Source organism: Streptomyces sp. NPDC054961, assembly GCF_053609145.1.
Window position 1 is genome coordinate 1 of record NZ_JBSGWY010000053.1, and the last position, 22,737, is coordinate 22,737.

Here is a 22,737-nt window from a genome sequence, read left to right on the forward strand (position 1 = left end):
AACGGCTCCAGCCTTGCCCACTGTGCATCCGTCAGATCTCCACGCGCCACACCAAGATCATCACCGATCAAGATCCACTTTCGCAACAGACCCTACATCGCCTACCTGGAGGAGCATGCCGCCTCGCCCTCCATCGGCACCCTCGTCCGGGTCGCCGACGAACTCGGCGTCACGGTCGACGACCTGACCGGCGCGAGCGCCGAACGGGTCCCCGGCCGATCCACCGCCCGCCGCGACACCGCACTGGTGCCGTTGGACGAGCACGAATGCCGGGAGCTGCTGGGCACCCACGGGGTAGGTCGCATCGCGGTCTTCACACCTGAGGGGCCCGCGGTTCTGCCCGTCAACTATCTGGTCGCGGGAACCGGGGTGGCCTTCCGCACCTCGGCTGTTTCCGTCGTGGCGAGGTCGGCGGGGAGGGAAGCCGCCTTCGAGATCGACAACATCGACGAGGTGACGGCCAGCGGCTGGAGCGTACTCGCGGTCGGCGCACTCGAAGGGGTCACCGATCCCGGCCTGCTCCGGCATCTGAACGCCACGGCCCGCTCCAGCCCCTGGGCCGGCGGGGAGCGTGATCAATGGATGAACCTCACCCCCGTCCGGCTGACCGGCCGTCGTGTGACGCACGACTGGTGAGTGGCGTGCGTGCGGTCGTCTTCGACACCGACGGGGCACTCCTGGCCTCGGCAGCCGGTACGGCGCACGGCGCCGACCTCGGACTGCCGGGACTCGACGGCCTGCCGGCCACTCTCGAAGGACACCCGCGATGAACGGATCATGGCGCTGGGAGTACCAGCGCTACGACCCCAAGTCGGAACGGCTGGTGGAGTCGCTCTGTGCGCTGGGGAACGGGCGGTTCGCCACCAGGGGATCGGCCCCCGAGACGACCGCCGACGACATCCACTACCCGGCCACCTACCTGGCCGGCTGCTACGACCGCCTCACCTCCACCGTCGCCGGCCGCACGGTCTCCAACGAGGACATGGTCCGGCTGCCCGACTGGACCGCTCTGCGCTACCGCTGCCTTCCCGATGACGCGCCGCCCGGCGACTGGCTCACCCCGGACCACCCGACCCTGCGCCACTACCACGTTTCGCTCGACCTCCGCACCGGAACGCTCACCCGGCGCATGCTCTTCCTCGATACCGAGGGCCGCCGCCTGGGCGTCACCCACACACGCCTCGTCCACATGGGGGATCCTTGCCTGGCCGCGCAGCGCACCGTCATCCGGGCTTACGGATGGAGCGGCCGTATCGAGGTCGCCTCCGTCCTTGACGGAAACGTCGTCAACGAAGGCGTGGCACGCTACCGCCCCCTGGCCGGGCGGCATCTGGTCGGGCACCGGGTCGGCGTGGAGGCGGCGGGTACCGCCTGGCTGTCCTGCCGCACGGCCGCCTCCGCCGTGCGGATCGGCCTCGCCGTCCGCCTGTCCGTCCGTCCCCTCGCGGCCGTGGCCGGGACGTGTACGGCCACCGCCGCGACGCAGTCGTCCGTCCTGCCCCTGCGGCGCGGCCAGGACGTCGTGGTGGTGAAGACCGCTGCCCTGTTCACCTCGCTCGACCGCCCCCTGGCGGAGCCGGTGCGGCGCAGCATCGAGTACGCCGAGCACGCCGCCGCCTTCCAGGCCCTGCTTGCCTCCCACCGGGCGGCCTGGTCGAGGCTGTGGAGCCAAGGAGGGCAGCGGACGCCGGGGGAGACCGGCAGGATCCTGCGCCTGCACGCATTCCACGTCCTGCAGACCCTTTCGCCGCACACCGCCGAACTCGATGCCGGGGTGCCCGCCCGCGGCCTGCACGGGGAGGCGTACCGCGGCCACGTCTTCTGGGACGAGCTGTTCGTCCTGCCCTACCTCGCCCTGCACTTCCCGGAGACCGCCCGAGCCCTGCTGATGTACCGCCACCGGCGGCTCCCCGCCGCTCAGGAGGAGGCACGGCGAGCCGGTTCCTCTGGGGCGATGTTCCCTTGGCAGAGCGGCAGTTCCGGCACTGAGGAGACCCAGCGGCTGCATCTCAACCCCCGGTCCGGCCGCTGGCTGCCCGATCACTCCCACCTCCAGCGACACGTCGGATCGGTCGTCGCATAGAACGTGTGGCAATACGGACTGGCCACCGGCGACACCGGGTTCATGCACGGCCCCGGCGCCGAACTCCTGCTGCACATCGCACACTTCTGGGCCGGCGCCGCCATCTGGGACGCCGGCCTCGGCCGCTACCGGATCCGTGGTGTCGTCGGTCCGGACGAATACCACGACGCCTACCCCGACGCCGCGGCGCCCGGCATCGACGACAACACGTACACCAACGTCACCGCAGCTTGGGTGATCACCCGCGCCCTCGACCTGTACCGGGAGGTCCCGGCCGCCCGGCGCGCCGAGCTCCTCGCCCAGCTCGGCCTTGACGCGGAGGGCCTCCAGGGCTGGGAGGAGATCTCGCGTCGCATGTACGTGCCCCACCACCGCGACGTGATCAGCCAGTTCCACGGATACGGAGACCTCGCCGAACTCGACTGGGACACCTACCGGGCGCGCTACCACGACATCCGGCGCCTGGACCGCATCCTGGAGGCGGAAGGTGACAGCCCGAACCGCTACCAGGCGTCCAAACAGGCCGACACGCTCATGCTCGGCTTCCTCTTCCGTCCGGCGGAACTCGCCCGCCTGTTCAGGCGGCTCGGGTATCCACTGGACGACGAGCTGTGGGCGCGTACGGTGGCGTACTACCTGCGACGCACTTGCCACGGTTCGACCCTGAGCAGCCTCGTCCACGGCTGGATCCTCGCCCGGCAGCAGGGCGCGGACGCCTGGGGGTACTGCCGGGAGGCCCTCCTCAGCGACATCGCCGACGTCCAGGGCGGCACCACCGGCGAGGGGATCCACCTCGGCGCCATGGCGGGCACCCTCGACCTCGTCGAGCGCGCAGTCGTGGGGCTCGGGCCCGGCGCGGACGGTCTGCACATCGACCCCGTGCCGTTCTCCAAGATTCCCGCCTCCGCGTTCTCGGTCTGCTACCTCGGGCACCGGGACATCCGCATCCGCTTCCGGCCCGGCAGGCTCGGAGTAGAGGTGCCGGCGTCGCTCCACGGACCGGTGCCGCTCATCCTCCCCGGTGGCCGCCGGAAACACGTTGGAGCAGGTCAGGAGCGGTGGTTCCGCTTGTCCGCCGAATAGGTGGCGATCTCACCTCGACGGACCCCCGCGGCCTGTTCGCGTGGCGGCGCGACCGCGCTTCGCACACGCTGGGAGGGAGAGCGTCGGAAGGGGTAAAGGCCATGGACACACGACCTGAGGTCCCGCTGATCGTGGTGGGCCTCGACGGGTCGCCCTCGTCCCAGACCGCGCTGCGCTGGGCGATGCGCTACGCCGGTCTTGTCGGAGGCAGGGTGGAGGCGGTGACGGCCTGGGAGGTACCCGGCGAAGCATCGTGGTCGGCCCCTGCCGTGGACACCGAATTCGACGAGGAAGAAGCGCAACGGCTGCTGGTCGAGGAGGTCCGTACCGTGTTGGGCGAGGACGGCGCCTCCCAGGTGCACGAGCGTCTGGTGCACGGGCACCCGGCCGACGTCCTGGTGGACGCGGCGGCAGAGGCTGACATGCTGGTGGTGGGCAGCCGCGGCCGCGGTGGCTTCCGCCGGGCACTCCTGGGGTCGGTGAGCCAGCAGGTGGCACTGCACGCCCCGTGTCCGGTGACGATCGTGCGACCGGAAGTCACTGTCGAGTAGCGGGAGCACTCCTCACTCCTCCACCCCCTGCGTGCGCTGGACGTCCAGTTCCAGAAAACGCGCGGAGCAGGAGATGCACGGGTCGTGGTTCCGGATGGCCCGCTCGCACCACCGCGCCGACGATCGCGATCGGAGCGGTCGGCTTCGCCGTCGACTTCGTCGCGCTGGCGTGGTCACCCGCAGCACCGTTGCGGTCTCTGAGCCCACGGGGGCCGGACCTCCACTGCTGCGCGGCCCGAACGCGGCGGCCGGGATGCCGTCGCGGCGTAGGTGGTGCCCCTCCCCGGTCCGGACGGCCTGCTCGTGATCAGTGCCCCGCTCCGCAGGTGAGCCTGCTGTCGACGTCGACGACGCCGTCGACGCTCTGGCAGAGCCGGAGGACTGCCGGCATCCGCTCGGGCTGTGGCAGCGCGCCGCTGAGCGTCACCACACCGTCGTCGACCACGACGGTGATGGCCGACGGGGTGATGCCGAGGGTCCGGGTGAGGACGTCCTCGATGATCTCCTCCCGGATGGCATGATCGCTGCGGAGGAACAGCCGGATGAGGTCACTTCGGCTGAGCACGCCGATCACACGGCCCTCCGCGTCGACCACCGGTAGCCGTTTCACCTGGTGCCGCCTCATGACCCGGGCCGCCCGGACCACGCTCCACTCGGGCCGGGCGGTGATCGGCGGGCTGGTCATCAGTCCCTCGGCCGTCGCCGTACCGCGACGGAGCAGGTCCGCCTCGGAGACCACACCCACCGGATGCCCCGATGCGTCGACGACCGGGACGGCGGTGATGTCGAACTCCTCCAGCAGGCGCGCGATCTCCTTGAAGGCGGTCGTACGCCGCACCGTGACCGGGGACGGTGTCATCAGGGCCGAGACGCTGCGGTGCCTCATGACGGCCGTCCCTCACGCGGACACCGGAACGGTGAAGTCCGACCTGACGGCCACCACGCCCGGCACGGTTCCCGCGGCCCGCCTGACAGCGTCCTCCATGGCGGGGTCCGGCAGTGATCCGTACAGGTAGGCGATCCCGTTGTCCACATGGACGTGTACCTCGGCCGAGAGGCTCGGCAGGAGTTCGTACGCGATCATCTCGCGGATCTCGGACCCCATGTCGGCATCGGGGCGCTGGTAGACCTTCAGCAGGTCGCCGCGGCTCACGACCCCGGTCAGCCGCCTGTCGCCGTCGACGACGGGCAGACGCTTCACATGGCTGCGGGCCATCAGACGGGCCGCGGCGCGGAGGGTGGCGTCTCTCGCCACGGTCACGGCCGGCCTGGTCATCAGCCGGCCCGCCGTGGTGGCGTCGGCCGTGTCGGCGCGCGGTGCGTCGAGCAGCAGGTCGGCCTCCGAGACGACTTCCACCACCTTGCCGTCCTCGGCGACGACCGGGAGGGCGCTGACGTTCCACGTGCGCAGCGTCTCGACGATGTCCTTGAACGCGGTGGTCCGGTCGACGGAGATCGCGGAACGCGTCATGACGTCGCCTACGGTGCGCGGGTGCCGGTTCATCGCTCTCGCCTTTCCCTCGTGTACTCACTCGTGGGCGACGACGGCCACCGGAGCAGCCGCGTGGTGCAGGGCCGCGTGGGCCACCGGTCCGAGACGGGCGCCGAGCGGCGAGCGGCGCAGTCGGCGGCCCAGGACGACCATCGCGGCGCCCTGTGAGGCCCGGACCAGACGGTCGCCCGCTGACCCCATGAACACGTCGTGACCGACCTCCACCCCGGGGAACTTGCCTCGCCAGGGCAGCAGGATGTCTTCCACCCTGTGCCTAACGCTTCTGCCGATGTCGCGTTCGTTGTCCGGGTCGAAGAAGGGGACGTAGGTGTAGGCGGGCGGCAGCTTCCAGCCGTGTACGGTCCCGAGTCCACAGCCGCGCCGGTCCGCCTCTTCGAAGGCGAAGGCGAGCACGGGGTCACAGGATTCGCGGATGTCGATGCCGACGACCACCTCGGCTCCGGAGACGACCGGCGGTCCTTCGTGGCTGTCGGCGATCCGGACCAGGACGACCGGTGTCCCGGTCGCGGCCACGGTGGAGATCGCCACGGAGCCCACGAGGAACCCGGCCAGGCCGCCCAGGCCCCGTGAGCCCAGGACCAGCAGTCCGGCCCCGGCCGCTTCGGCCGCGAGAGCGGCCGGCGGACGCGCCGCCAGACAGCGAGTGGTGATCTCCAGGTGGGGGTGGCGGCGGTGCAGTTCCTCCGCGGTCTGCGTCAGGGCCCGGTCGGCCCAGCGATCCACGTCTTGGCGCCCCAGGCCCGGGAGAACCGGGTCCAGGGGCCAGTCGACGGCGTGCACGAGGCGCAGGGGTACCTGCCTCAGGACGGCCTCCTGAGCAGCCCAGCGCGCGGCCGCCCGGCTCTCCGGGGATCCGTCGACTCCGACGGTCACGTGGTCTTCCATGGACGGTCATCCCTTCGTGCGGGCGGGCTACGTCACCAGGGCATGGTGTGGCGGGTGCGGCCGGCCGGGAAAGGCGGCGTGTCGTCGATGCGGGCCGTGACGTGGGAGGTCACCGCGACGACCCCGTCGAGCCGCTCGACGAGACCGACGAGTGCGGTGAGCTGGCTTCGCCGTCCGACCCGGCCGTCCACGGTGACGATGCCGTCCACCACGTGGACCGCGACGTCACCTGCCTGCACTCCGAGCAGCTCACCGAGTACCTCGTCGGTGACGCGTCGGCGGATTTCGGAGTCCGGGCGTACGAACAGGCGCAGCAGGTCTCTGCGGGTGACGATGCCGACGAGGCGCTCCTCCTCGTCCACGACCGGCAGGCGCTCGATGCCCCGCCGGGTCATCAGCCGGGCGGCGTCGGCGGCCGTCTCCTCGGCGCGGACGGTCACTGCAGGCGCGGACATGATGCCCCCGGCCGTGGGCGGCTCTACCCGGTCGCTCTCCTGGTCCTGATGGAGGTCCGGTGCCGCGCGGGCCAGCAGGTCGGTCTGCGAGACCACACCCACCACTCGGTCGTCGTCGTCAAGCACCGGAAGCCCGGAGATGTCGTACTGGGCGAGGAGCTTCGCGACCTCCTTGAAAGAGGTGCCCGGCGTCACGGAGACGACTTCGCCGTTCATCAGGTCGCCCACCTTGATGTGCTTCATCGTGTCCTCCTGCTCCGCCGCGTCACGCGAGCACGTGTCGGGTCGCTGTGCCCCACCATCCGCCGGTGCGTGCCCCCGTGCGAGGGCCGAACGGTCCCGTCCGGGGGCCAGGAGGACCCTGGGGGTCCGGACGGAGGGCCCGGCACGGGCTGATGGGGACCTTTGGCCCCGGCCACGGTCCCGAGCGGCCCTCTGCACCGGGCTGCCTCCGATGCCAGCGTGGGTGGTGTCCCTCACGGGTTTCTCGGTTGGGAGGAATCGTGGAAAGCACATTCCGCACTCCGGACACCAGCTCGGTGGTCGTCGGCGTGGACGGATCGGAGGCGGCACGCACCGCCGCCCTGTGGGCAGCCGGGGAAGCCGTGCGCCGAAACCGCCCCCTGCACATCATCTACGCGGCCGACACCGATGGCAGGGCCTTGTACGTGTCGGTGGAAACCATCGAACGGGTCCGCGCCAACGGCCGGGAGCTCCTGGACGACACCGCGGACGCCGTGCAGGCCGAGTATCCCGGTCTGAGCGTGACCACGGAGTTCAGCCGGACGGACGCCGTCGGCAGCCTGCACCGGGTCGGTGCCCTGCACAACACGGTCGTGGTGGGCCATCGCGGCTACGGAGGGTTCGAATCCCTCATGCTCGGCTCGGTCGGCCTGGATGTCGCAGCAGCGGCGATGACCCCGGTCATCGTCGTCCGCGGTGTCGACGGGGCCGAGGAGACCGGCACCGTCCTCGCGGCCGTCCGTGACGAGAACGACCTTCTGTACGCCCGGTACGCCGCTCGCGAGGCCGAACTGCGCAAGGGATCGCTGCGGATCCTGCACGTCTGGAACATGATGGAGTCCGTCGGGCAAGTGGTCGGCATGCTCGACGACGTCGACGCGATCGCCGGCGCTCACGCGGGGGTCCTGCGTGCTGTCTCGGACGCGGTCCGTGACGAGTTCCCTGATCTCGACGTACGGGCCGACGCGGAGAAGAGCATCACCGTGGCCGGCGTCCTCGTCGAGGCCTCCCGCCAGGCCGACCTGCTCGTCATGGGGGGCCGCCGGGTGCCGGGCTCCCTGGGCATCGGCCGCAGCCTGGGCCGGGCCACGCACAGTGTCCTGCACCACGCGCACTGTCCCGTCCTCCTCATTCCGCGGACGGGCAGCGACTTCGGGAGCAGGTCATGAACGCCCACCAGGGTCGCGACATCGTCGTCGGGATCGACCCGGCCAGGGACTGGCACCTGCCCGTGGCGTGGGCCGCCGACGAGGCACAGCGCCGCCGGCTGCCGTTGCGGCTGGTCCTCGCGGTACCGCCCCAGCACGACACGCATCACGTCGACGACACCCCCGGCCAGACTGCCCTGCGACAGGCGGGCGCCGACAGACTCGGACAGGCTCGCGACTGGGTGCGCGGCCGGCATCCCGAGGTGAACGTGCGCGTGGAGATGCGGGGAGGACCTCCCGTCGCCGCCTTGGGCGGCGCGGCGGAGGAAGCGCGCATGACCGTGCTGGGTTCACGGCACCTGAGCCGCACCGCCGAGTTCTTCAGCGCCGGATCCATCGTGGTGCCCATGAGTGCCCAGGCTCGCTGTCCGGTCGTCGTCGTGGGCGACTCGGAACACATCAGTCAGCAGCCGCCCTACGTCGTCGCAGGCATTGACGGCAGTGCCACCGCCACGAGCGCGCTCGCCTTCGCGTTCGACGAGGCTGATCTGCGCGGGGCCGCGCTCCGCGCCGTCTGCGTGTGGCAGCCGCCGGCCTTCATGCTGGACGACGGGGAAGTGGCTCTGGGCGCTCAACGCGTCCTGCTCGCCGAGGCCACTGCCGGTCTGTCACAGAAGTACCCGGACGTCCACGTCACGCACGAGATCCTGGCCGGGCACCCCGTCGAGGAACTCGCGCGTGCGGCCGAGCACGCCCTGTCGGTCGTGGTCGGCCGACGGGGCCGCGGCGGGTACACCGGCATGAGGCTCGGGTCCGTCGTCCACGGCCTGCTGCACCGGGCGCACTGCCCCGTGATCACCGTTCCGGCGGAATGAAACCGCCATGACCAGCCGCACGACCGACACACGGACCGCCGCGGTTCCGACGGGCCCGGGGCTGACACAGGCCGAGGCGGAACGCCGGCTGGCCCGGTACGGCCGCAACGAAGTGGCGCCCCCGCGACCCACCCCGCTCCACGAACGGGTGCTGGCGCAGCTGAGGGACCCCCTGATCATGGTGCTGCTGGGAGCCGCGCTGCTGACCATCGCGATCGGCGACCACCCGGACGCCGTCGTCATCGGTCTGGTCGTCGTCTTCAACACCACCGTCGGAGTGGCGCAGGAAGTGCGAGCGGACCGCGCCGTCGCGGCGCTCACCGCCCTGTCCGCCCCCCACGCCCGGGTACTGCGCGACGGTGCTCCGCACGAGGTGCCCGCAGCCCTCGTGGTGCCGGGCGACCGGCTGCTGCTGGGGGAAGGGGACATCGTCGCGGCGGACGCCGATGTCACCGAGGCATCCGCGCTGCTGGTGGACGAGTCCATGCTCACGGGCGAATCCGAGCCCGTCGACACGTCGGTCGACGGGTCGCTCAGCGCCGGTACCGTCGTCGTACGCGGCAGAGGGGTGGCCACGGCCACCGCCACAGGTTCTTCGAGCGCCCTCGGCAGGATCGCCGCACTGCTCGACGAGGGACGCGACCCCACCCCCCTGCAGCGCCGGCTCGCCTCTCTGGGCCGCATCCTGGCGATCGTCACCCTCGCCCTGTGCGTGCTCTTCTTCGCCCTCGGCCTGGCGCGCGGCCTGTCCCTGGGCACCATGGCCGTCACCGCCATCAGCCTGGCCGTCGCCGCCGTACCGGAGTCCCTTCCCGCCGTGGTCACGCTCGCCCTGGCGCTGGGAGCCCGCCGGATGGCGTCACGGAACGCGCTCGTCCGGCGCCTGCCGGCGGTCGAGACACTGGGATCGGTGAGCGTCCTCGCCACGGACAAGACCGGCACCCTCACCGAGGGCCGCATGGTTGTCCAGCGGCTGTGGACGGCCTCCGGCACGGCCGATGTCTCCGGCACCGGCTACGCCCCGGAAGGACGCCTCACCCGCGCGGGCCGCCCCCTGACGCCCGAAGAACTCCGTTCGCTGCGGGAGCTGCTCACGACCGCGGCCCTGTGCAACGACGCGAGCCTGCGGCCACCCCGTGAGGGCTCCGACGCCTGGACAGCCGTGGGCGACCCCATGGAGGCCGCCCTTCTGGCGGCTGCCGCAAAGGCAGACTGCCCGGACCGGGCTGCGCTGCGCGCAGCCTGCCCCAGAATCGCCGAGGCACCCTTCGACAGCCTGCGCAAGCGGATGACCACCCTGCACCACCTTCCCGACGGAAACGTCCTGGTGTGCCTCAAGGGAGCGCCGGAATCAGTGCTCACGCCCACCGTCCTCGCCGAACCACGGGAACTCGTGGACCGGGCCCGCAGCCACGCCGCTCGCCTGGCCGCCGACGGGTACCGCGTGCTGGCCGTGGCGGGCGCCGAACGGCTCGTCTGGGACCGGCCCGTTCCCGAGGCCGAGCACGGGCTCGCCCTCCTGGGCCTCGTAGCCATCAGCGACCCGCCGAAAGCGACGGCCGCCACGACCCTCGAGGCGTGCCGTCAGGCGGGCATCACACCCGTGCTGATCACCGGCGACCATCCCGCGACCGCCCACGCCATCGCCGTACGCACCGGCCTCGTCCAGGACGGAACGGTGGGTGAGGTCCTCACCGGCCCCGAGCTGACCGCGGCACCGGAAACCGACCTGACCGCAGTACGGGTGTTCGCGCGAACCGACCCCCGGCAGAAGCTGGACATCGTGCACGCCTGGCGCGCCCGTGGTGCCGTGACGGCGATGACGGGGGACGGCGTGAACGACGGTCCGGCGCTCCGTCAGGCCGACATCGGCGTGGCCATGGGTGCCCGCGGTACGGAAGTGGCCCGCCAGGCGGCGGACCTCGTGCTCACGGACGACGAACTCTCCACCGTGGTCACCGCCGTCGAGGAAGGCCGCCGCGTCTACGACAACATCCGGCGCTTCCTCGTCTATGCCATGGCCGGAGGAACCGCCGAGATCCTGGTCATGCTGGCCGGCCCCCTGCTCGGCCTGTCCCTGCCCCTGCGCGCCGGCCAGATCCTGTGGATCAACCTCCTGACCCACGGACTGACGGGCGTGGCGATGGGCGCCGAACCCGTCAGCCCGCATGCCATGCACCGCCCGCCCCGACCTCCCGGACAGCACATCCTCGCCGCGGGTGTGTGGCAGCGCCTCCTCGTCCTCGCCGTGGCCGTAACGGCGTTCAGCCTGGGCGCCGGGCTCGCCGCGCGTGCGATGGACGTGCCCTGGCAGAGCACGCTCTTCCTGGCCCTGCTCGCGGCCCAGCTGGGTGTGGCCCTGGGGCTGCGGGCCCGGCTCCTCACTGCCCGGAACCTCTGCCTCCCCGCCTCCGTGGCGGCCTCCGCACTTCTCGCGGTTGCCGCCCTCCACGTTCCCGCGCTGCGGTCGCTGCTGGACACCGAGCCCGTCGGCCGGTCCGGCACGGCGCTCGCCCTCGCCGCCGGCCTCGCGGCGTTCGCCGCCGCGCGCCTCGTACGGGGCGCCTTCCACAGAAAGGCATGATCATGAAGACCCACGCACCCGGACACGGCGTCCACGCCGAAGTGGGCGATCAGATCGTCGTCGACGGTCCCACCGTCGGAGCCCCCGGCCGTGACGGAGAAGTCGTCGCCCTGCACCATGACGACGGCACCCCGCCCTACGAAGTCCGCTGGTCCGACACCGGCCGCACCACCGTGTTCTTCCCTGGCCCCGACGCACACGTCCGACACCTGCACACCGAGCGTGGACGCCCCCGCCGAACGGAGCAGCAGCACACTGTCTGAACGGAAAGCCGTGCCCGCCGGGACTACCGTGGAGGTGGTGGGCACCGTGGCCCCCACCGTCACCATGGGCCGGAGGTGGGACATGAGCGCGCACGGCCGGCCTACCCCGGGCGGCGTGCCGAGGCTGCGGCTGGACGAGCTCCTCGACGAGCTCCAGGTGCGCATGGACGAGGTCCGGGGCACCAGGGACCGGCTGAACGGGCTCCTTGAGGCCGTCATGTCGGTCGGCCGGGAGCTCGACCTGCCACAGGTCCTGAACGGCATCGTCGAGGCCGCCGTCGTCCTCGTCGACGCCGAATACGGCGCGCTGGGCGTCATCGGTGACGACCGCAAGCTGGCTCAGTTCCTGCCCGTCGGGATCACGGACGATCTCCGTGCCCAGATCGGCGACCTGCCGTCCGGCCACGGCATCCTCGGCGAACTGATCCGGCACCCCGAACCCCTGCGGCTGTCCGAGCTGGCCGAGCACCCCGCCTCGTACGGCTTTCCGCCCCACCACCCCCCGATGCACACCTTCCTCGGCGTGCCCATCCGCGTGCGCGAGGAGGTCTTCGGCAACCTCTACCTCACCGAGAAGCGCGGCGGAGTCGCCTTCGACGAGGAGGACGAGGCCGTCCTGTCCACGCTCGCCGTCGCAGCCGGCATTGCCATCGAGAACGCCCGCCTCTTCGAGGAGGTGCGCCTGCGCGGGCGCTGGCTGGAAGCGAGCTCGGACATCACCAGTGCCCTCCTCTCCGGGATCCCCCAGGACGAGGTCCTCGCCGGAATGCTGGAGCGGGCCAAGGACATCACCAGCGCCGACCTCGGCGTCCTGTATCTGTTCGGCGCATCGGGAGAACTCCGCGGGTCCCTGGCCCTCGGATACGGTGCCGCAGCACACCGGGGCGTCGTGCTGCCGAGCGCTGCCGGGACGCTGGCCGAGGCGGCACTGGCCGAAGGCGGGCTGATCACGGTCGCGGATGTGGCGAGCGACGCCAACGTAACCGTCCAGCCCGAGCGGTGGGCGGAATTCGGGCCCGCCGTCGCCGTCACCGTCGGGGCGAACAAGAAACTCAGCGGCATCCTGGCCCTGGCCCGGCGTCACGGCCGCCCGCCCTTCGCCACGGCCGAAGTCGCCTCCCTGCCGGGCTTCGCCGGCCAGGCGGCCCTTGCCCTCGAACTGGCCGACCGGCGCCGCGACGCCGAACAGATGAGCCTGCTCGAAGACCGCGACCGCATCGCCCGCGACCTCCACGACCTTGCCATCCAACGGCTCTTCGCCACCGGCATGACCCTGCAGAGCGCCCAGCGGTTCGTCGACCACCCCGAGGCGTCCGAACGCCTCGCCCGCGCCGTGGACGACCTCGACGCCACCATCAAGATCATCAGATCCACCATCTTCGGACTCCGCGAACACGAACCCGCCGGAGGCTCACCCAAACTGCGCTTCCGCACCGTCAGAGCGGTGGACGAAGCCGCCGCAGCCCTCGGCTTCGCGCCAGCACTGCGGATGGAGGGCCTGGTGGACACCGACGTGCCGGCGGCCGTCGCCGACGAGGTGCTCGCCGTGCTCAGCGAGGCCCTGACCAATGTCGCCCGCCACGCCGGGGCCAGCAGGGCGGAGGTCTCGGTCGTCGCGGCCGACGGGGCCCTGACCGTCAGGGTGACCGACGACGGAGTCGGCCTGCCCGAGGGGGGCCGCCGCAGCGGACTGCGCAACCTCGCGGAACGAGCCGAGAGGTTGAGCGGCCGGATGGACCTCACCTCGCCAGGACCGGGCGGTTGCGGTACCTGCCTCGAGTGGTCGGTGCCGCTCTCCGAGCCACCAGCGTGACACTCGGCCGAAGCCGGCTCCGAGGACTCACCGTCACAAGACGTACGGCTCGAACAGCCACGAGCAACCGACCAGCTCACCGGCTCCCAGGCTCTCGATGACGGCCGGGCGCCGCCCGGGGACGTGCACGTCGAGGGTCACCGTGCCCGACCTGACGATCCAGAACCTGTCCGCACGACCACCTTCACGGAAGAGACGGGTGAGTGGCCTCCTGGTCGGTTCCGTTTCCAGTCTCGGCGCATGTGCCTGGCCGGGCATGGGTCATGTGGGCCCCCGCAGGGGACCGAACGGCCCATGCCCGGGCGGGAAGGAGCGCGGACCCTGGACAGCAGACGGCCGGTTCGCGGCCGCGGTTCCCGTCGAACATGGCAGGTGCGAGATGTACTGGAACGGTCATGGCATGGGGGCCTGGGGATGGTTCGCCATGTCCTTCACCACGATGATCGCCCTGGCCCTGGCCGTGGCAGTAGCCGTCCTGGTGGCCAGGGCCTTCCGGCAGGACGAGGCTGGGCGGGCTGTGTCCCGCCCGCGTGCTGCCGCGTCCGACACGGCCGAGAACCTGCTGGCAGAACGTTTTGCGAGGGGCGAGATCGACGACGAGGAGTACCAGCACCGACTGATGGTGCTGCGCGGCACCGCCCCCGGCACGAGGGCGTAGCCGGATCTCCGGCGGCGGCCCCGGTCTGTGGCCCGCCAGGCGAAGCGAGGATGCCGACGATGAAGAGCAGCCGCCCGGCAGACCAGCCCTCCGACGCTCCGGCGGACCGCATGGCAGGCAGGCGCACGGCCGAGCTCGGCGGCGAAGAGGCGTTGCGGCTGCTGGAGTCCGTCGGGCTGGGCCGCATCGTCTTCACGCGGCACGCGCTTCCGGCCATAAGCCCCGTCAGTCATCTCCTCGACGGCGACGACATCATCGTCCGTGTGCAGGACGGCTCGACCCTCGCGGCCGTGCTCGCGGCACAGGACGGTTCCGACGTGGTCGTCGCCTACGAGGCGGACTCCATCGATCCGGGCACGGGCCGGGGCTGGAGCGTGGTGGCCACTGGATACGCGAGCGCAGTCACCGATCCCGCCGAGCTGAACCGCTACGCACACCTGCTGACGCCCTGGCCCGACGCTCCGGAATTGGGTGCCGTCCGGATCCGACCGGGCGTGGTCACCGGCTTCGCGCTCCGGGCCGACGATGTGTAACGCGCTGCTCCGGAGTGTGCGTGGTGCCGCACAGTGGTGGTGAAGACCCTGCAAGAGGGCGCCCGTCGCACGGCGCCGGAGAACCAGGAGCATCCCATGTCGGCGCCGAGGGAGCGGAGGCGCAGCCTCTTCCCACGCCCCTGCGCCGAACGCAACGAGCACTACCTCAGGCACCGCCGGGTCTTCCTGTTCAGCAGTGGCCCGGTCGACAGTTCCGCGGACAGCACGAGGTCCTGCCGGTACCGGCCGTGGCCCGGCAGAGGGAACGGTTGGGCGCCCGCGAGCACATCACCTTCGGAGGAAGCCTCACCGCGGACACCCCCGGACTCGTCGCCAAGGCCCTGGTCCACCACGGCAAGGGCGGCGACTTCCGAAACCCGGAGCGGATCCAGACCTGGGCCCACCACATCAGCAGCGAGCTCACCTCGGCCGCATGAGCGGCCGACCCGACGAACCGGCCCGCTGGGAGGCGGGTCGGCCGTATGCCGAGCGTGGTGGGCAGGGCTGTCCGGGGGCCGGAAGGGAACCGATCGGCCCTGGTGGGGCGCGGCGCGATGTGCTGAAGGTGACGGAAGGACCCCGGTGAGGATGCGGAGAAGCGGCTGACGGCCGTGCACCGCACGATCAGGATCCGCGAGAAGCGGGTGGGTTCCTTCCGTCAGCTCGTGTCCGAGGGCCGAGTTCGTCCTGAGGGCCGGGCGGCTGCTCCAGGACGCTCCAGGCGACGGGGCCCAGCAGGTCCGCCACTCTCCGGAAGACGTCCATCAGCAGGTCGTCCACGGTCACCATGCCCACGACGCGCCGACCATCGAGGACGGGCAGCCGCCGGACACCGCGGCTGCGCAGCGTGCGGTACGCGGCATGGATGTCATCTCCGGCGTCGACGGCAACGGCCGGGGCCGTCATGACCCTGGAGACCGGCTCGTCGCGCTCCAGCCCCGTGGCCACGGCCCGCACGGCGATATCACGGTCCGTGACGATGCCGCACAGTGCTTCGCCCTGCATCACAACGAGAGCGCCAACGCCGTGCACGTCCATGAGGCGGGCCGCCTCGCCGATGCTCGCCGTGGAGGCGACGGACACCGCGGGGGCGGACATGGCTGCGGTCACTTTCATCGTGGAGACCTTTCGCGGACTCCCTCCCCTTCACTTCACCGTAGGCGTGGGTGTCCGTGTCAGGCGAGGCCCGAGCGGGCCCCGCTCGGGCCGGGAGGTCTGCCCCGGCCGCCTCAGCGGCCCGTGTCGGTGTCGTCCGTTTCCCACGCGAGCTGCTGCGTGACCCGCACGACGCCGTCGACGGTCCGGCACAGCCGCTCGACGACGGGGACGAGGCTCCGAAAACGCACTGCGCCGCGCAGGGTCACCTGGCCGTCCACCACCTCGACGGACACGGCTGCGGGCTCCAGGCGCAAGGTCCGGTCCAGGACGTCCGCGGTGATCTCGCGGCGGATGGAATCGTCGTCGCGCAGAAAGATCCGCAGCAGGTCGCCACGGGTGACGATGCCGACCAGCACGTCGGCGTCGTCGACGACCAGGAGCCTCTTCACCCGCTGGCTCTCCATGAGCCGGGCGGCCTCCGCAACGGTCCAGTCCGGCTGCGCGCAGATGGCAGGCGCTGACATGAGCTGCTCCGCCGTGGTGCCGGCCGCCTTGTCGCTCTCCCACGGTTCTGGGCGCGGCAGCGAGCGGAACCAGTCGCCCTGATCGGCGGATTTCGGCAGCAGATCGCCCTCGGAGATCACTCCGAGGGGGCGGCCCGCGGTGTCGGTGACCGCCACGGCGGACACCTCGTGCTCGCGCAGCGCCCGCACGATGTCCTTGAATGTGGCAGTCCAGACAGTGAGGTCCGCCCTTCCAGCCTGGCCGTGCGCGACCGCGAGCAGTAGGGCCGACCGGGTCCCGGGGGCGACTGGCCGGGTCCCGTGCTCAGGCGGGCAGGTCAGCGTCTCGGGGGCGAGGTCCCGCCCCCGTGGCCTTCGCGACGGAACTGCGCGGCGATGACGGCCGCCTGGACGCGGCGTTCGACTCCCAGCTTGCCGAGAAGCCGCGAGATGTGATTCTTCACGGTCTTCTCCGAAAGGTAGAGCTGCTTGGCGATCTGGCGGTTGGTGAGACCATCACCGATCAGCGCCAGCACTGCACGTTCGCGTTCGGAGAGGGTGGCCAGCCGGGCGTCCTGGGGCTCCCCGGCCGCTTCGGGGGAGCGCAGGGAACGCATCAGACGGGCCGTGGTGGCAGGGTCGAGCATGGACTGGCCCGTGGCGACCGTCCGTACGGCGGCGACCAGGTCCGATCCCTTGATCTGCTTGAGCACGTAGCCGGCGGCCCCCGCCATGATCGCGTCGAGGAGGGCGTCCTCGTCGTCGAACGACGTCAGTATCAGACAGGCCAGACCCGGCATCCGCGAGCGCAGCTCCCGGCAGACGGTGATTCCGTCGCCGTCGGGCAGGCGTACGTCCAGGACGGCGACGTCCGGGCGGAGGGCCGGCCCGCGAGCCAGCGCCTGCTCCGCGGACCCTGCTTCGCCGACGACGGAGATGTCCGCCTCGGCGTCGAGGAGGTCACGCAGGCCCCGCCGCACCACTTCGTGGTCGTCCAGGAGAAACACCTTGATCGGCGCCTTTGAGGGGGCATCCGGCACATCGGACATGTTCGCCGCCTGATCACAACCGTGCTGTGCGAGCCTTCACCAGGATTGTCTCAGCTCAGGGGACGTACGCATCGGTGAACCCGCCGTCAGGGAGAGTCTCTCTCGGGGCCGGTCGGCAGTCACTTCGCCTCAGCACGGGCGGAAGCCGCCCGGTCGAGCTCCATCCGCACATCGACGACCCCTTCGACCGCGCTGATGGCGCGAGCCAGGAGGGGAACCAGAGCGCGGTCACGCAGCTGTCCCCGCAGGGTGACGACACCTTCTTCCACAGTGAAATCCAGCGGCACACCCGGCGAGAGTTCGGTCAGCACAGCCTGCCGGATCTCCTCCGCCAGCTCCTCGTCCGGCCGCAGGAAGATCTTCAGCAGATCACTGCGGCTGACGACGCCCTCCAGCATTCCGACGTCGTTGACCACGGGCAGGCGTTTGACGTGCCTGCGGGCCATGATGCGGGCGGCCTCGGCGGTGGTGGCGTCCGGGTGGACGGTGACGGCCGGGCTCGACATGAGTTCTTCGGCGAGTACGCCACTGGCCTTCGAGGCCTCCTCGAGTTCGTCGGGCAGCAGCGGCTCGTCCCTGCGGAACTCCTCCTTCGGCAGGAGGTCGGCTTCCGAGACGACGCCGACGACGCGGCCCTCGCCTTCCAGAACGGGGACCGCGCTGACCTTCCACTCGTGCATCAGCTCGACGATCTCCTTGAACGACGCCTCCCGACCTATGGCGATGGCGGTGTGCGTCATGACGTCACTGACGGTGTAGCGGGCTGCGGGCATGACCGGCTCCTTCGCCGTGGTCGAGGGGTTGCCCACGACGCCCGGAGGCGCGGGGCGGGCCTTGACCCCTCCAGTCTCCGCACCCGGCATCCTCGAGGGCAGGGACGTGTGGGCCCGGAGCGGGGGCCGACCGGCCCCGATGTGCGGGCCGCGCCCCGTCCGCGCGGTACTCGCCGTCAGTCTCGCGAAAGGGGCCGTCCGGCACATCGCAACGGAAGGCCTCGACCAGGTTCCGGCCTTCGGCATCTCCGTGTCTCCTCACCCGACGTGCGGGTTTCGCCTCCAAGGGTGGGTGCGTTCGCTACGCCACCGGAAGGAAAGGCGTTAAGAGGGCGTCAGGATTCCGTCGGGCTGGGCTATAGACGTATTGGCTGAGTTCTCGCTGCGTACGCTGGCCCAGCCGTCGACTCCGATGGCCGAATCCATGCCGTACGACAGGAGCGCCCGACGATGGCCACCCCTGCCCGCTCCTCGCGCCTGCGCGCGTGGATGCTGGAAGGCCTGACCGCCGAGAACAGTTCGCCCGCAGCCAAGGAGGCGGCGGCACAGCCGCACGGCCGGCCGTGGTGGCGGGTCATGTGCCTGACGGGTCTCGACTACTTCTCCACCCTCGGCTACCAGCCCGGCATCGCGTTCCTCGCGGCCGGTCTGCTCTCGCCCCTGGCGACCATCGTGCTCGTGCTGCTGACCCTCTTCGGCGCGCTGCCCGTCTATCGGCGGGTGGCCGAGGAGAGCCCGCGCGGCGAGGGATCCATCGCCATGCTGGAGAAGCTGCTGTCGTTCTGGAAGGGGAAGCTGTTCGTCCTGACCCTGCTCGGGTTCGCGGCGACCGACTTCCTCATCACCATCACCCTCTCCGCCGCCGACGCGACCGCGCACATGGTGGAGAACCCGCACCTCACCAGTACCCTGCACGGCCACGAGGTCCTGATCACCCTGATCCTGATCGCGCTGCTCGGCGGCGTGTTCCTGAAGGGGTTCAGCGAGGCCATCGGTGTCGCCGTGGTCCTGGTGGCCACCTACCTCAGCCTGAACGTCGTCGTCGTGGCCGTCGGGCTGTGGAACGTGTTCACGGAGCCGCAGGTCATCACCGACTGGACGACCGCGCTGACCGCTGAGCACGGCAACCCCTTCATGATGATCGCCATCGCGCTCGTCGTGTTCCCGAAACTCGCGCTGGGCCTGTCCGGCTTCGAGACCGGCGTCGCGGTCATGCCACACGTCGAGGGCGACCCCGCGGACACCGAGGAGAAGCCCGCCGGACGGATCCGCGGAGCCAAGAAGCTGCTGACCACGGCGGCCGTGATCATGAGCATCTTCCTGATCTGCTCCAGCCTCATCACCACCCTGCTGATCCCGGCCGCCCAGTTCCAGCCGGGCGGCGAAGCCAACGGCCGTGCCCTGGCCTACCTGGCCCACGAGTACCTGGGCTCCGCCTTCGGCACCGTCTACGACATCTCGACCATCTGCATCCTGTGGTTCGCGGGAGCCTCCGCGATGGCCGGCCTGCTGAACCTGATGCCGCGCTACCTGCCCCGCTACGGCATGGCCCCGCAGTGGGCCCGCGCCCTGCGCCCCATGGTCATCGTCTTCACCCTCGTCGCGTTCCTCGTGACCTGGATCTTCAACGCGGACGTCGACGCACAGGGCGGCGCCTACGCCACGGGCGTCCTGGTCCTGATCACCTCGGCGGCGGTCGCGGTGACCATCGCGGCCCGCCGGGCCGGGGAACGGGGCTGGACCATCGGCTTCGGCATCATCTCGGCCGTCTTCATCTACACCACCGCCGTCAACGTCGTGGAGCGCCCGGACGGCGTGAAGATCGGCGCCTGCTTCATCGGCGGCATCATGGCGCTCTCCCTCCTCTCGCGCCTCGCCCGGGTCTTCGAGCTGCGCGTCACGCACATCGAGTTCGACGACATGGCGCAGCGGTTCATCCGCGACACCGCCAACCGCACGATCCGGTTCATCGCCAACGAGCCCGACAACCGGGACGTGGAGGAGTACCGGCAGAAGAAGGCACAGATCCGCGCGGACAACGACATCCCGGCCGAGGACGACGTCGTGTTCGTCGAGGTCACGGTCCTGGACGCCTCCGAATTCGAGTCCGGCATGCGCGTACGCGGCGAAGTCCTGCACGACCGCTACCGCGTCCTGACCCTGGAAAGCTCCAGCATCCCCAACGCCCTTGCCGCCCTCCTGCTCCACGTCCGCGACGAGACCGGCCAGCGGCCCCACATCTACTTCGAGTGGACCGAGGGCAACCCGATGGCCAACTTCCTCCGGTTCTTCCTCTTCGGCCAGGGCGAGGTCGCCCCCGTCACCCGCGAGGTCATCCGCGAAGCCGAACCGGACCGCAGCCGCCGCCCGCACGTGCACGCCGGCTGACGGGCGGCGCAAGGAAGCCGACTCACACCGTCTACGGCCGGTGATCGAGCTCGTCCACCAGCCGTAGACGGGTGTTCCACCGCACGCTCGGCAGGATCGGCGAGCCGGCCTCACCCGCCGATGTCCCGCAGGCGGAGGTCGTCCAGGGTCTCGCGCCGGACCAGGAGCCGGGCGGTGCCTTGGCCGACCGCGACCACCGGCGGCCGGCCCACCATGTTGTAGCCGGAGGCCATGGAGAGGTGATAGGCGCCCGACACCGGTACGGCGATGAGGTCGCCGGGCCGGACGTCGCCGGGCAGTTCCACCCCGTCGGCGAGGACGTCCCCGGCCTCGCAGTGCCGGCCGACGACCGTGGCGGTGCGGGGCGCGGCCGTGGGGGCGCGGCCGATCAGCCGGGGGGCGTAGCGGACCCCGTACAGGGCGGGCCGGGGGTTGTCGCTCATACCGCCGTCGACGGCGACGAACACGGTGTCCCCGGTGTGCTTGACGGCCAGGACCCGGTAGACGGCGACCCCGGCCGGACCCACCACGGCCCGGCCCGGCTCGATGGCCAGCCGCGGGACGGGCAACCCGGCTGCCGCACACGCCCCGATCAGCTCGCCGCGCAGCTTGCGGGCGAGCGCGGTGATGTCCAGGGCCGCTTCGCCCGGCCGGTAGGAGATGCCGTGGCCGCCGCCCAGGTCGAGCTCGGGCAGCACGCGGCCGTGCGCGTCGCGGATGCGGGCCATCAGCCCGACCATGCGGCGCAGGGCGGTGAGGTACGGCTTGACCTCGGTGATCTGGGAGCCGATGTGGCAGTGCAGTCCGGTCAGCTCCAGCTGAGGCTGGGCCAGCACCCGCGCCACGGCGTGCAGTGCGGACCCGTCGCTGAGGGAGAGCCCGAACTTCTGCCCGTCGGTACCCGTGCGGATCTTGCGATGGCCGCCGGCGGAGACGCCCGGCACCACCCGCACCATGACCTTCTGCCGCCCGTCCGGCCCGACGGCTGCGGCGATGCGGGCGATCTCCGACGGGCTGTCGATGACGATCCGCCCGACCCGGAGGCGCAGCGCCGTGTCGAGGTCGCGGGGCGACTTCGCGTTGCCGTGCAGCACGATCCGCTCGGGCGGGAAGCCCGCCATGACGGCCAGTTCGAGCTCTCCGGCCGAGCACGCGTCGAGGCCCAGCCCCTCCTCGTGGACCCAGCGCACCATGGCGCGGGAGAGGAAGGCCTTGGCCGCGTACAGGACCTCGGCCTCCGGGAACGCGTTCCGGTACGTCCGGCAGCGTGCGCGCACCTCGCCCTCGTCCAGTACGTAGACGGGGGTACCGAACCGTTCCGCCACCTCCGCGAGCTCCATCCCGCCGACGGCCAGGCCGCCGTGCGCGAGCCGGCTAGTGGACGCCGGCCAGACCGAGAGGTCGTCCGTACCCGATGCCGAGGCCGGAAGGACAGCTGTGGTCATCGCACGGTCTCCTTTCTCACGCGGCCGGGGCCGAAGAGGCTCGCCGAGGCTTGGGGGCGAGCGAGGGGGAACCACTGGTGACGGACCCGGTGACGGACCCCGTGACGGACCTGATGACCGCAGGTGCGGTGAACGTCGGATCCACGGTCAGCGTCTCCACCCCGAGCGGCTCGGACATCGCCCGGAGCGCCGGTTCGGAGATCCTGATCCACGGGTGCTCCGCGCCGAGCGTGGCCGCCAGTCGGCCGGGGTCCGTGAACCCGACCGCGGTCCGCGCACCCAGCGGGGTACGGAACAGGCGGACCACCACCTCGGCAGTTCCCGGCCGGACGGGCACGTAGAAGAGTCCGGCCGGGACGCGTTCCTCGGGCTCGGGGTCGTCGTCGTACTGGAACAGGCACATGGGGCCCTCCTGGGGGAGCCGTCAAGGGAGAAGGATGGTGCCCGGATGCGGGGAGGCAGTCCGGGGCGGCCACTCGAAAGCTATCCCCGGTCCAGTGCCTCTGTGGTCGGCCCCTGACAGGATCTTGACGGCGCCGGCCGGAGTTCATACGGAGTACTGACGGCCGGGGACACGAGGCGTCAGCAACGCGTCAGAAACGCGGCCGACCGCGTCAGAGGACCGTCAGTGAATCGGCCCCGGTGGGTATTGGGCGGCATGGGAGCACTTCACCGGGCTGCCGTCGGGGCCCGGCTTCGGCGGGTCGAGCTGTGCGCCGTGCTGGCGTGGCAGGCTCCGGACGGCGGACCGGGCAACCGCGTCTCCTGCGGAGCAGCGGAGTACCGGTCCTGGC

21 protein-coding genes and 3 pseudogenes are annotated in these 22,737 nt (G+C 71.2%); 13 read left to right on the forward strand and 11 right to left on the reverse strand.

Features of this window, described 5'->3' with window-relative positions; genetic code table 11:
* From ACWF9Z_RS32350 to ACWF9Z_RS32365, 4 genes and pseudogenes are all read left to right on the forward strand, one after another.
* The coding region (locus ACWF9Z_RS32350) for a helix-turn-helix domain-containing protein (protein ID WP_453608242.1) at positions 1–636 on the forward strand (636 nt) is incomplete at its 5' end.
* Complete coding sequence (locus tag ACWF9Z_RS32355) at positions 633–770, forward strand: hypothetical protein (protein ID WP_453608244.1); 138 nt, start codon at positions 633–635, stop codon at positions 768–770. The genes ACWF9Z_RS32350 and ACWF9Z_RS32355, both read left to right, overlap by 4 nt.
* Positions 767–3,166: pseudogene (locus ACWF9Z_RS32360) on the forward strand (glycoside hydrolase family 65 protein). Before ACWF9Z_RS32355 ends, ACWF9Z_RS32360 begins: the two are co-directional and overlap by 4 nt.
* Before the next feature lie 101 nt (positions 3,167–3,267).
* Positions 3,268–3,717 carry a universal stress protein gene (locus ACWF9Z_RS32365; protein WP_453608246.1) on the forward strand — a complete coding sequence of 150 codons (450 nt, stop codon included), beginning with the start codon at positions 3,268–3,270 and terminating at the stop codon, positions 3,715–3,717.
* 307 nt (positions 3,718–4,024) lie between these two features.
* On the opposite strand, the gene ACWF9Z_RS32370 is transcribed toward ACWF9Z_RS32365, so the two are convergent.
* From ACWF9Z_RS32370 to ACWF9Z_RS32385, 4 genes are read right to left on the reverse strand one after another with little or no spacing between them, the layout of a single operon-like run.
* Complete coding sequence (locus ACWF9Z_RS32370) at positions 4,025–4,603, reverse strand: CBS domain-containing protein (protein ID WP_453608249.1); 579 nt, start codon at positions 4,601–4,603, stop codon at positions 4,025–4,027.
* A 12-nt stretch (positions 4,604–4,615) separates the two neighbouring features.
* A complete protein-coding gene (locus tag ACWF9Z_RS32375; RefSeq protein WP_453608252.1) occupies positions 4,616–5,188 on the reverse strand; it encodes a CBS domain-containing protein in 573 nt (190 codons plus the stop codon).
* Positions 5,189–5,245: 57 nt separating this feature from the next.
* Positions 5,246–6,115 (reverse strand): universal stress protein, encoded by an 870-nt coding sequence (locus tag ACWF9Z_RS32380; protein WP_453608255.1) that lies wholly within the window; start codon positions 6,113–6,115, stop codon positions 5,246–5,248.
* 32 nt (positions 6,116–6,147) lie between these two features.
* Positions 6,148–6,813 (reverse strand): CBS domain-containing protein, encoded by a 666-nt coding sequence (locus ACWF9Z_RS32385; RefSeq protein WP_453608258.1) that lies wholly within the window; start codon positions 6,811–6,813, stop codon positions 6,148–6,150.
* Positions 6,814–7,073: 260 nt separating this feature from the next.
* Between ACWF9Z_RS32385 and ACWF9Z_RS32390 the strand changes: the two genes are divergently transcribed.
* The 5 genes and pseudogenes from ACWF9Z_RS32390 to ACWF9Z_RS32410 all read left to right on the forward strand — a co-directional run bounded on the left by ACWF9Z_RS32390 (position 7,074) and on the right by ACWF9Z_RS32410 (position 13,496).
* Positions 7,074–7,982 (forward strand): universal stress protein, encoded by a 909-nt coding sequence (locus tag ACWF9Z_RS32390; RefSeq protein WP_453608261.1) that lies wholly within the window; start codon positions 7,074–7,076, stop codon positions 7,980–7,982.
* Positions 7,979–8,836 (forward strand): universal stress protein, encoded by an 858-nt coding sequence (locus ACWF9Z_RS32395; protein ID WP_453608264.1) that lies wholly within the window; start codon positions 7,979–7,981, stop codon positions 8,834–8,836. Before ACWF9Z_RS32390 ends, ACWF9Z_RS32395 begins: the two co-directional genes overlap by 4 nt.
* 7 nt (positions 8,837–8,843) lie before the next feature.
* On the forward strand, positions 8,844–11,420 hold the full coding sequence (locus ACWF9Z_RS32400; RefSeq protein WP_453608267.1) for a cation-translocating P-type ATPase: 2,577 nt from the start codon (positions 8,844–8,846) through the stop codon (positions 11,418–11,420).
* 2 nt (positions 11,421–11,422) lie between these two features.
* Positions 11,423–11,653 (forward strand): annotated as a pseudogene (locus ACWF9Z_RS32405) (DUF1918 domain-containing protein); the annotation flags it as partial.
* A gap of 112 nt (positions 11,654–11,765) precedes the next feature.
* Positions 11,766–13,496, forward strand: coding sequence for a GAF domain-containing protein (locus ACWF9Z_RS32410; protein WP_453608385.1), 1,731 nt, complete (start codon positions 11,766–11,768; stop codon positions 13,494–13,496).
* Between the two features lie 39 nt (positions 13,497–13,535).
* On the opposite strand, the pseudogene ACWF9Z_RS32415 reads toward ACWF9Z_RS32410, so the two are convergent.
* Positions 13,536–13,754 (reverse strand): annotated as a pseudogene (locus ACWF9Z_RS32415) (cyclic nucleotide-binding domain-containing protein); the annotation flags it as partial.
* A 142-nt stretch (positions 13,755–13,896) separates the two neighbouring features.
* Between ACWF9Z_RS32415 and ACWF9Z_RS32420 the strand changes: the two are divergent.
* The 3 genes from ACWF9Z_RS32420 (at position 13,897) to ACWF9Z_RS32430 (ending at position 15,124) form a co-directional block, all read left to right on the forward strand.
* Positions 13,897–14,154, forward strand: a complete 258-nt coding sequence (locus ACWF9Z_RS32420) for an SHOCT domain-containing protein (protein WP_453608270.1) — start codon at positions 13,897–13,899, stop codon at positions 14,152–14,154.
* Positions 14,155–14,213: 59 nt separating this feature from the next.
* Positions 14,214–14,687, forward strand: coding sequence for a pyridoxamine 5'-phosphate oxidase family protein (locus ACWF9Z_RS32425; RefSeq protein WP_453608274.1), 474 nt, complete (start codon positions 14,214–14,216; stop codon positions 14,685–14,687).
* A 248-nt stretch (positions 14,688–14,935) separates the two neighbouring features.
* Positions 14,936–15,124 (forward strand): hypothetical protein, encoded by a 189-nt coding sequence (locus tag ACWF9Z_RS32430; RefSeq protein WP_453608277.1) that lies wholly within the window; start codon positions 14,936–14,938, stop codon positions 15,122–15,124.
* Positions 15,125–15,311: 187 nt separating this feature from the next.
* Here the strand turns inward: ACWF9Z_RS32430 and ACWF9Z_RS32435 are convergent, their stop codons facing one another.
* From ACWF9Z_RS32435 to ACWF9Z_RS32450, 4 genes are all read right to left on the reverse strand, one after another.
* On the reverse strand, positions 15,312–15,803 hold the full coding sequence (locus ACWF9Z_RS32435) for a CBS domain-containing protein (protein ID WP_453608280.1): 492 nt from the start codon (positions 15,801–15,803) through the stop codon (positions 15,312–15,314).
* A 113-nt stretch (positions 15,804–15,916) separates the two neighbouring features.
* Positions 15,917–16,570, reverse strand: a complete 654-nt coding sequence (locus ACWF9Z_RS32440) for a CBS domain-containing protein (RefSeq protein ID WP_453608388.1) — start codon at positions 16,568–16,570, stop codon at positions 15,917–15,919.
* A 56-nt stretch (positions 16,571–16,626) separates the two neighbouring features.
* Complete coding sequence (locus ACWF9Z_RS32445; RefSeq protein ID WP_453608283.1) at positions 16,627–17,337, reverse strand: response regulator; 711 nt, start codon at positions 17,335–17,337, stop codon at positions 16,627–16,629.
* Positions 17,338–17,456: 119 nt separating this feature from the next.
* Entirely contained in the window at positions 17,457–18,110 is a 654-nt protein-coding gene (locus tag ACWF9Z_RS32450; protein WP_453608286.1) for a CBS domain-containing protein, read from the reverse strand.
* Positions 18,111–18,560: 450 nt separating this feature from the next.
* On the opposite strand from ACWF9Z_RS32450, the gene ACWF9Z_RS32455 reads away from it, so the two are divergent.
* The gene (locus ACWF9Z_RS32455) at positions 18,561–20,498 is read left to right on the forward strand and encodes an amino acid transporter (protein ID WP_453608289.1); all 1,938 of its coding nucleotides are present in this window, start codon (positions 18,561–18,563) and stop codon (positions 20,496–20,498) included.
* A gap of 110 nt (positions 20,499–20,608) precedes the next feature.
* On the opposite strand, the gene lysA is transcribed toward ACWF9Z_RS32455, so the two are convergent.
* Both lysA and ACWF9Z_RS32465 read right to left on the reverse strand, forming a co-directional pair.
* Positions 20,609–21,943, reverse strand: coding sequence for a diaminopimelate decarboxylase (lysA, locus tag ACWF9Z_RS32460; RefSeq protein WP_453608292.1), 1,335 nt, complete (start codon positions 21,941–21,943; stop codon positions 20,609–20,611).
* A gap of 16 nt (positions 21,944–21,959) precedes the next feature.
* Complete coding sequence (locus ACWF9Z_RS32465; RefSeq protein WP_453608295.1) at positions 21,960–22,346, reverse strand: SAV_915 family protein; 387 nt, start codon at positions 22,344–22,346, stop codon at positions 21,960–21,962.
* Between the last annotated feature and the right edge of the window lie 391 nt (positions 22,347–22,737).

What these genes read in the sequence shown, in the direction of transcription:
- ACWF9Z_RS32365 (WP_453608246.1), top strand. Translation starts at nt 3,268, where the DNA reads ATGGACACACGACCTGAGGTCCCGCTGATCGTGGTGGGCCTCGACGGG.
- ACWF9Z_RS32370 (WP_453608249.1), bottom strand. Translation starts at nt 4,603, where the DNA reads ATGAGGCACCGCAGCGTCTCGGCCCTGATGACACCGTCCCCGGTCACG.
- ACWF9Z_RS32375 (WP_453608252.1), bottom strand. Translation starts at nt 5,188, where the DNA reads ATGACGCGTTCCGCGATCTCCGTCGACCGGACCACCGCGTTCAAGGAC.
- ACWF9Z_RS32380 (WP_453608255.1), bottom strand. Translation starts at nt 6,115, where the DNA reads ATGGAAGACCACGTGACCGTCGGAGTCGACGGATCCCCGGAGAGCCGG.
- ACWF9Z_RS32385 (WP_453608258.1), bottom strand. Translation starts at nt 6,813, where the DNA reads ATGAAGCACATCAAGGTGGGCGACCTGATGAACGGCGAAGTCGTCTCC.
- ACWF9Z_RS32395 (WP_453608264.1), top strand. Translation starts at nt 7,979, where the DNA reads ATGAACGCCCACCAGGGTCGCGACATCGTCGTCGGGATCGACCCGGCC.
- ACWF9Z_RS32400 (WP_453608267.1), top strand. Translation starts at nt 8,844, where the DNA reads ATGACCAGCCGCACGACCGACACACGGACCGCCGCGGTTCCGACGGGC.
- ACWF9Z_RS32410 (WP_453608385.1), top strand. Translation starts at nt 11,766, where the DNA reads ATGAGCGCGCACGGCCGGCCTACCCCGGGCGGCGTGCCGAGGCTGCGG.
- ACWF9Z_RS32420 (WP_453608270.1), top strand. Translation starts at nt 13,897, where the DNA reads ATGGGGGCCTGGGGATGGTTCGCCATGTCCTTCACCACGATGATCGCC.
- ACWF9Z_RS32425 (WP_453608274.1), top strand. Translation starts at nt 14,214, where the DNA reads ATGAAGAGCAGCCGCCCGGCAGACCAGCCCTCCGACGCTCCGGCGGAC.
- ACWF9Z_RS32435 (WP_453608280.1), bottom strand. Translation starts at nt 15,803, where the DNA reads ATGAAAGTGACCGCAGCCATGTCCGCCCCCGCGGTGTCCGTCGCCTCC.
- ACWF9Z_RS32445 (WP_453608283.1), bottom strand. Translation starts at nt 17,337, where the DNA reads ATGTCCGATGTGCCGGATGCCCCCTCAAAGGCGCCGATCAAGGTGTTT.
- ACWF9Z_RS32450 (WP_453608286.1), bottom strand. Translation starts at nt 18,110, where the DNA reads ATGCCCGCAGCCCGCTACACCGTCAGTGACGTCATGACGCACACCGCC.
- ACWF9Z_RS32455 (WP_453608289.1), top strand. Translation starts at nt 18,561, where the DNA reads ATGGCCACCCCTGCCCGCTCCTCGCGCCTGCGCGCGTGGATGCTGGAA.
- lysA (WP_453608292.1), bottom strand. Translation starts at nt 21,943, where the DNA reads ATGACCACAGCTGTCCTTCCGGCCTCGGCATCGGGTACGGACGACCTC.
- ACWF9Z_RS32465 (WP_453608295.1), bottom strand. Translation starts at nt 22,346, where the DNA reads ATGTGCCTGTTCCAGTACGACGACGACCCCGAGCCCGAGGAACGCGTC.